7 protein-coding genes are annotated in these 7,148 nt (G+C 70.4%); 3 read left to right on the forward strand and 4 right to left on the reverse strand.

From position 1 onward, the window contains the following. Nucleotides 1-230 (reverse strand): helix-turn-helix domain-containing protein (locus G6022_RS10790; protein WP_182691556.1); only part of this gene is annotated, 230 nt, incomplete at its 3' end. A 168-nt stretch (nucleotides 231-398) separates the two neighbouring features. Here G6022_RS10790 and cysD point away from each other — a divergent pair. The 3 genes from cysD (at nucleotide 399) to G6022_RS10805 (ending at nucleotide 4,169) form a co-directional block, all read left to right on the forward strand. Next, nucleotides 399-1,316, forward strand: coding sequence for a sulfate adenylyltransferase subunit CysD (gene cysD / locus G6022_RS10795; protein ID WP_095718176.1), 918 nt, complete (start codon nucleotides 399-401; stop codon nucleotides 1,314-1,316). Nucleotides 1,317-1,402: 86 nt separating this feature from the next. Next, complete coding sequence (gene cysC, locus G6022_RS10800) at nucleotides 1,403-3,247, forward strand: adenylyl-sulfate kinase (protein WP_179525976.1); 1,845 nt, start codon at nucleotides 1,403-1,405, stop codon at nucleotides 3,245-3,247. A gap of 4 nt (nucleotides 3,248-3,251) precedes the next feature. Next, on the forward strand, nucleotides 3,252-4,169 hold the full coding sequence (locus G6022_RS10805) for a sulfite exporter TauE/SafE family protein (protein ID WP_179523230.1): 918 nt from the start codon (nucleotides 3,252-3,254) through the stop codon (nucleotides 4,167-4,169). 91 nt (nucleotides 4,170-4,260) lie between these two features. Here G6022_RS10805 and G6022_RS10810 read toward each other — a convergent pair whose 3' ends face one another. The 3 genes from G6022_RS10810 to G6022_RS10820 form a co-directional block, all read right to left on the reverse strand. Next, the gene (locus G6022_RS10810) at nucleotides 4,261-5,151 is read right to left on the reverse strand and encodes a TSUP family transporter (RefSeq protein WP_182691558.1); all 891 of its coding nucleotides are present in this window, start codon (nucleotides 5,149-5,151) and stop codon (nucleotides 4,261-4,263) included. A gap of 170 nt (nucleotides 5,152-5,321) precedes the next feature. Next, entirely contained in the window at nucleotides 5,322-5,804 is a 483-nt protein-coding gene (locus tag G6022_RS10815; protein WP_179523228.1) for an Rrf2 family transcriptional regulator, read from the reverse strand. 67 nt (nucleotides 5,805-5,871) lie between these two features. Then, nucleotides 5,872-6,801: a sulfite exporter TauE/SafE family protein gene (locus G6022_RS10820; protein ID WP_179523227.1), complete on the reverse strand. Its 930-nt coding sequence runs from the start codon at nucleotides 6,799-6,801 to the stop codon at nucleotides 5,872-5,874. Nucleotides 6,802-7,148 lie beyond the last annotated feature (347 nt).

The following is a 7,148-nucleotide window of genomic DNA, read 5'->3' on the forward strand; positions in this document are numbered from 1 at the left end:
TCGACCTCGGCGGACAGCGACGCGGCGACCGAGCGCATCCGGGGCCCGGCGCGCCACCCGCCCTCGAGCTTCTCGGCCCACTGCTCGGCCTGCATCTCGGCGAGCACGGCGTGCAGGGTCGAGCGACTGGCCCCGGTGGCCCGGGCGATCTCGGCGAGGGGCAACGGCGGGCCCTCGATCGACAGCGCCTCGATCACGGAGAGCACACGGTGGGTGGGTTCGTGTCGCATATCCGACAGCTTATGTCGACATGCGGACGATCTGCCCGGGATTGCCGTCTCCGAGATGTAAATCGGGCCGCTCGGGGAGCACGATGGTCTCCGAGCCGGACCGCAGACAGACCTGTCTGCGGTCTGCTGTCCGGTCACGCCGGACGAGCCCACGACATTGGAGGTCGCATGACAGCGAGGACGGCGGTGACGCTCTCGCACCTCGACGCACTCGAGGCCGAGTCCGTCCACATCTTCCGCGAGGTAGCCGCGCAGTTCGAACGCCCGGGGATGCTGTTCTCCGGCGGCAAGGACTCCGTGGTGATGTTCCACCTGGCGCGCAAGGCGTTCTGGCCCGCGCCCATGCCGTTCCCGCTCATGCACGTCGACACCGGTCACAACTTCGACGAGGTCATCGAGTACCGGGACCGGGTGGTCGAGGAGACCGGGGTCCAGCTGCTCGTGTCGTACGTCCAGGACGACATCGACGCCGGCCGCGTGGTCGAGGAGACGGGCGTCGGCACCAGCCGTAACCGACTCCAGACCGCCGCCCTGCTGCGCGGCATCCAGGAGAACCGCTTCGACGCCGTGTTCGGCGGCGCCCGCCGCGACGAGGAGAAGGCCCGCGCCAAGGAGCGCGTCTTCTCCTTCCGTGACGCGTTCGGCGCCTGGGACCCGCGCGCACAGCGCCCCGAGCTGTGGAAGCTGTACAACGGCAACCACCGCAAGGGCGAGCACATCCGGGTGTTCCCGCTGTCCAACTGGACCGAGCTGGACATCTGGCAGTACATCGAGCGGGAGGACATCGACCTGCCGCCGATCTACTACGCGCACCAGCGCGAGGTGATCGAGCGCGACGGGATGCTCCTGGCCAAGACGCGGTTCCTCGAGACCCTCCCGGGCGAGGAGGCGCGCACCGAGCTCGTCCGTTTCCGCACCGTCGGCGACGCCACCTGCACCGGGTGTGTGGAGTCCGACGCCGCCGACAACGCCGCCGTCGTGGCCGAGGTCGCGGGGACCCGCGTCACCGAGCGCGGCGCCACCCGTGCCGACGACCGGATCTCCGAGGCCGGCATGGAAGACCGCAAGAAGGAAGGCTACTTCTGATGAGCTCCGCCACCACGGCATCGTCCGCGACCAGCGGGCCGACGCTCGCCACCGCCTCGACTCTCACCCCGGAGCAGTTGAGCACCATGTCCGAGCACGCCCAGCTGCTGCGCATCGCCACCGCGGGGTCGGTCGACGACGGCAAGTCGACCCTCATCGGGCGTCTGCTCTACGACTCCAAGGGGATATTCGAGGACCAGCTCGCCTCGATCGAGGCCACCTCGGCCAAGCGCGGTGACGAGTACACCGACCTCGCGCTGCTCACCGACGGGCTGCGCTCCGAGCGCGAGCAGGGCATCACGATCGACGTGGCCTACCGCTACTTCTCGAGCCCGCGCCGCAAGTTCATCATCGCCGACACCCCGGGCCACGTGCAGTACACGCGCAACATGGTCACGGGCGCCTCGACGGCCGACGTGGCGATCATCCTGGTCGACGCCCGCAAGGGGGTGCTGGAGCAGACGCGCCGGCACGCGTTCCTCTCCGCGCTGCTGGGCATCCCGCGCCTGGTCGTGGCCGTCAACAAGATGGACCTGGTCGACTACGACGAGGCCACCTACGAGGCCATCCGCTCCGAGTTCACCGACTTCGCCGCCAAGCTCGAGGTCCACGACGTGACGTTCGTGCCGCTGTCCGCGCTCAAGGGCGACAACGTGGTCGACCGCACCGATTCGATGCCCTGGTACACGGGGCCGGCCCTGCTCGACCATCTCGAGAACGTGCACATCGCCTCGGACCGCAACCTGACCGACGTCCGGTTCCCGGTGCAGTACGTGATCCGCCCCCAGCGCGCCGACGGCCTGGACCACCGGTCCTTCGCCGGCACGGTCGCCGGGGGCATCATGAAGGTCGACGACGAGGTGGTGGTCATGCCGTCCGGTCGGCAGTCCACCATCAAGGCCATCTGGGGCCCGGGCGGCGCGGAACTGGACGAGGCGGCGGCACCGGCCGCGGTGACCATCGCACTCAACGACGAGATCGACATCGTCCGCGGTGAGATGATCGCCCGACCCGGCAACCGCCCGCACCAGGGCACGGAGCTGGAGGCCATGGTCTGCTGGTTCGCCGACGACTCCACGCTCACGCCCAACAAGCGGTACGTCGTCAAGCACACCACCCGCGACACCAAGGCGATCGTCACGGGCCTGGAGTACCGGCTCGACATCAACACCCTGCACCGCGACCCCGACTCCACCGAGCTGGGGCTCAACGAGATCGGCCGCATCGGCCTGCGCACGCAGACCCCGCTGATGTACGACCCGTACCGCCGTAACCGCGACACCGGCGCGTTCATCCTCGTGGACGAGCTCACCGGCAACACCGTGGGCGCGGGCATGATCATCGGCCCCGCCACCACCGGTTCCAACGTGGTGTGGCACGCCGGCGCCGTCCAGCGCGGAGACCGCGGGCAGGGTCGCACGCTGTGGCTCACGGGCCTGTCGGGCTCGGGCAAGTCCACGGTCGCCTCCGAGGTGGAGCGGCTGCTCATCGAGTCCGGGCACCCCGCCTACATCCTCGACGGCGACAATCTGCGGCACGGCCTCAACGCCGACCTCGGGTTCTCGGCCTCCGACCGGGCGGAGAACATCCGCCGCACCGCGGAGGTGGCGGCGCTGTTCGCCGACGCCGGCGTCGTCGTCATCTGTTCCCTCATCTCCCCGATGCGCGCCGACCGCGACAAGGCACGCAGCGTCCACGCCGCGGCCGACCTGCCCTTCACCGAGGTGTTCGTGGACACCCCGTTGGCCGAGTGCGAAGCACGTGACCCCAAGGGGCTCTACGCCAAGGCGCGGGCGGGAGAGATCCCCGAGTTCACCGGCGTGTCCGCGCCATACGAGCCGCCGCTGACCCCCGACCTGCACATCCGGCCGGAGGACGGCACCGCGGAAGAGGTGGCTCAGCGGATCGTCAGCTCGATCCTCGGGGTCTGACCCGGTGCCGGAGGCGCTCTGGACCTACGACTCGCTGGGTCTGCTGGTCGTCAGCGCGGTGATCGGCGTGGTCATAGGTCTGACGGGGATGGGCGGCGGGGCGTTGATGACGCCCGCGCTCATCCTCGTGGGGATCCCGCCCACCGCCGCCGTGGCCAACGATCTGGTGGTCAACGCGGTGAACAAGGTCATCGGGGCCGGCGTGCACTGGAAGCACGGCAAACCCAACCTGAAGATCGCGTTCTGGCTGATCCTGGGTTCGGTCCCGACGGCGTATCTGGGGGCCTGGCTGGTGCACGCGGTGGGAGCCGACGACGTCCAGGGGCTGCTGAAGAAGGCCATCGGCGGCACGCTCATCGTGGCGTCCTCCGCCTATTTCCTGCGCGCCTTCTTCGAGATGGCCGGCAAGATCCGTACGGGCAGCGACCCCAACCCGCCCGTCAAGCCGCTGATCACCCTGCTGGTCGGAGTCATCGGCGGGCTGATGGTGGGCATCACCTCGGTGGGTTCCGGCACGGTCATCATGATGTGCATCATGCTGCTGTACCCGACCCTGGCCGCGCTGCGGCTGGTGGGCACCGACCTCGTGCAGGCGGTCCCGCTGGTGATCGCGGCGGCGATCGGCCACGTGATGGTGACCGGCGTCGACTGGAACCTTCTGGTGCCCCTGCTGATCGGCGGGGCGATCGGGACGTACGTCGGGTCGAAGTTCGCCGGACGGGTGCCGCAGGGACTGATCCGGCGGGGCATCACCATCGTGTTGGCGGTCACCGCCTCGGCGATGCTCGGGGCCTCGCCTGCACTGATCGGCGCCATCGCGCTGGTGCTGGTGACGGTCGGGCCGCTGGTGTGGCGGGCGCTGGTGCGCAGGTATTCGGTGCACCTCGACGAGCCGCCCGCGCGCTCCCGGGCCCGCGTCTGACGACGCGCTCGCGGGCCCGCGTCTGACGGGTTCCCGGCCCACGCCGGTCAGGGTGCCGTGCCGGTCAGGGTGCCGTGCCGGGCGTCGCCGCTCAGGTGGTCGTGACGAGCACCGGATCGGGGGTCCGCTCACGGCGGACGGCGCGGACGGCGTGGGCCAGCAGCACGATCCACGCCAGGAACAGTGTCCCGAGCACTGGGGCGATCACCAGTGCGCCGGCGCCGGTGGAATTCAGCAGGGTGAACGTGTTGGTGATGATGATGAGCCCGCCGGCGGCAGTGCCCAGGACCCGCGGCGACAGGTGGCGCACCATCCAGGCGGCGAACGGCGCGGCGATCACGCCGCCGACCAGCAGCGCGGCCGCGAACGCCCAGTTGATGCCGGCGGCGCCGAGGCCGAAGAGGAAGCCGATCGAGGCGCTCACCGCCACCACGAACTCCGAGGCGCTGATGGAGCCGACGACCTTCCGGGGCTCGACCCGACCCGACGAGAGCAGGGTGGTCGTTCCCACCGGGCCCCATCCGCCGCCACCGAACGCGTCGAGGGTTCCGCCGGCGAAGCCGAGTGGGACGAGGAAGCGCGCCGAGATCTGGCCGGAGAACTGGGGCCGCCTGCCGCCGAGTCGCAGGAAGCGATAGAGGACGTAGAAGCCGAGCACGAGCAGGAGCGAGGCGACGATGGGCTTGGCCGCCGCGCTGGACAGCCGGGTCAGCGCGGTCGCGCCGATGAAGGCACCCACCGCACCCGGTCCGGCGAGGATCGCGACGATGCGCCAGTCCACGTTCCCGAACTTGTGGTGGGAGATCCCCGAGGCGAGCGTGGTGCCGATCTGGGCGAAGTGCACGGCGGCGGACGCGGCGGCGGGGGCGATGCCGGCTGCCACGAGGATGGTCGTCGAGGTGACGCCGTATCCCATGCCGAGCGAGCCGTCGACCAGCTGAGCCAGGAGTCCGGCGAAGCCGAGGACGATCAGGGTGGGCACGGGGGGATCCTCCGACGTCGGTCGATGACACTGTCACTCCCGGTGGCCGCCTGTCGGGCGGAGGGAGAGACCCTCCGGCCATTAAGGCATTAAACCGAGCTGTTCAGTAGACATTAACATCTGACCGCGGTGGGAGCCACCGGTGAATCAGCGGATCCGGGCCCCGTCCGTCAGCGGGGCTCCCAGGCGTCGTCGTCGAGGGTGAGCGCGTGGACGTCGGGGGGCAGCCGGCCCTCGGCCAGATCCGAGAGCGACACCGCGTCCATGACCCGCCGCAGGGAGGCCCTCGAGGCGATCCACACGTGCTGGAGGACAGCGGCGCGCTCGTTGTAGTCGACCGCCTCGGGGCGTACGTCGTAGACGCTGACGAGGGGGCCGTCGACCGCGCGCAGGACGTCCGCGACGGTGACCGCCCCCGCGTCCTGGGCGAGCGTCCAGCCGCCGGTCTTGCCCCGCCTACTGGCCACGATGCCGGCCCGCCGCAGGTCCGACAGGATGGACTGGAGGAACCCGTGCGGGATGTCCTGCAGCCGCCCCAGTTCCTCGGCGCTGATCGGGTTCTCGCGGGGACCGTCGCCACCGTGATCCCGCTGCGCGTTCGCGAGTTCGACGAGCGCCCGCAGCGCGTAGTCCGATTTCGCGGTGACCCTCATGGGGACAGTCTCCCAGAGCGCCTCGCGCGCCGGGCGGGGGAGTGGCGAGGGGCGCCGGGCGGGCCCCCTATCCCCGCGCGGGCACGGGGTCGTGGGCCACGGCGGGCCCGGCCGGGGGATCGCGGGTCTCGTCGTCGTCACGGAGCGCCTTCTCCGCACGCACGGCCCAGGCGACGAGGGCGATCCACACGGCGACCAGGGTCAGCAGGAGCGGGGTGGTGGTGGAGGACGGGACCTCGGCCCACACCAGAAGGGTGCGCGAGTTGGTCACCACGATCAGGCCTCCGGCCGCGGTGCCGAGCACGCGCGCGGGCAGGTGCTTGACGAGCCAGGCCGCCAGTGGTGCCACGATCACGCCGCCGACCAGCAGTGCCGCGGCGTAGCCCCAGTCGATGCCGGCCGCGCCCAGGCCGATGAGGAAGCCGAGGGAGCCACCCACGGCCACCACGAACTCGGAGGTGTCGATGGAGCCGACCACCTTGCGCGGCTCGACCCGGCCCGAGGACAGCAGCGAGGTGGTGCCGACCGGGCCCCACCCGCCGCCGCCGAGCGAGTCGAGGGTGCCGCCCACCAGTCCGAGGGGGACCAGGAACCCTGTCCGCACGCGGCCCTTGAACTCCGGACGACGCCCACCCAGTGCGAGGAAGCGGTACAGCACGTACAGGCCCAGCGTCAGGAGGATCGCCCCGACCACCGGCTTGGCCACGTCCGCCGGGAGGTTGGTGAGGATGGTGGCGCCGGCGAACGCCCCGATGGCGCCGGGGACCGCGAGGATGCGCACGATGCGCCAGTCCACGTTGCCCAGCTTGTGGTGGGAGATACCTGAGGCCAGGGTGGTGCCGATCTCCGCGAAGTGCACGGACGCCGAGGCCGCGGCGGGCGCGATCCCGGCCGCGACCAGCAGCGTCGTGGACGTCACGCCGTAGGCCATCCCCAGGGAGCCGTCGATGAGCTGGGCGATGGCGCCGACGACGCCCAGGACGATCAGTGTCTTCACGAGTGCTCCGATTATCTTGTGTGTGGATTAAGTAGACCAACACAGTAGACATTAAAGGCGCGCCAAGTCCAGACCGATCTGTCTACGTGGTGCCGAGGTGATGAAGATGTCGTGTCAAGATGAGAATTTTGTGACACAATTGCGGAATTCGCACCGGCTCCGGGCCGGTGCTCTGCGCTGGGGGGCGGGATGGACGGGGTCGGCGAACGGTCGTGTTATGTCCAGGAGGCCGCCGACGGCGCGACCTGGGGGTGTCAGCGATGCGGGGCCACCAGCGGGGTGCTGCCCTCGCGAGGGGCGGCACGGGTCGCGGCCGACGCGCACCGCTGCCCGGATGAGCCGGCCCG

This window comes from Dietzia sp. Cai40 (assembly GCF_014145165.1).
GTDB classification, from domain to species: Bacteria; Actinomycetota; Actinomycetes; order Mycobacteriales; family Mycobacteriaceae; genus Dietzia; species Dietzia natronolimnaea.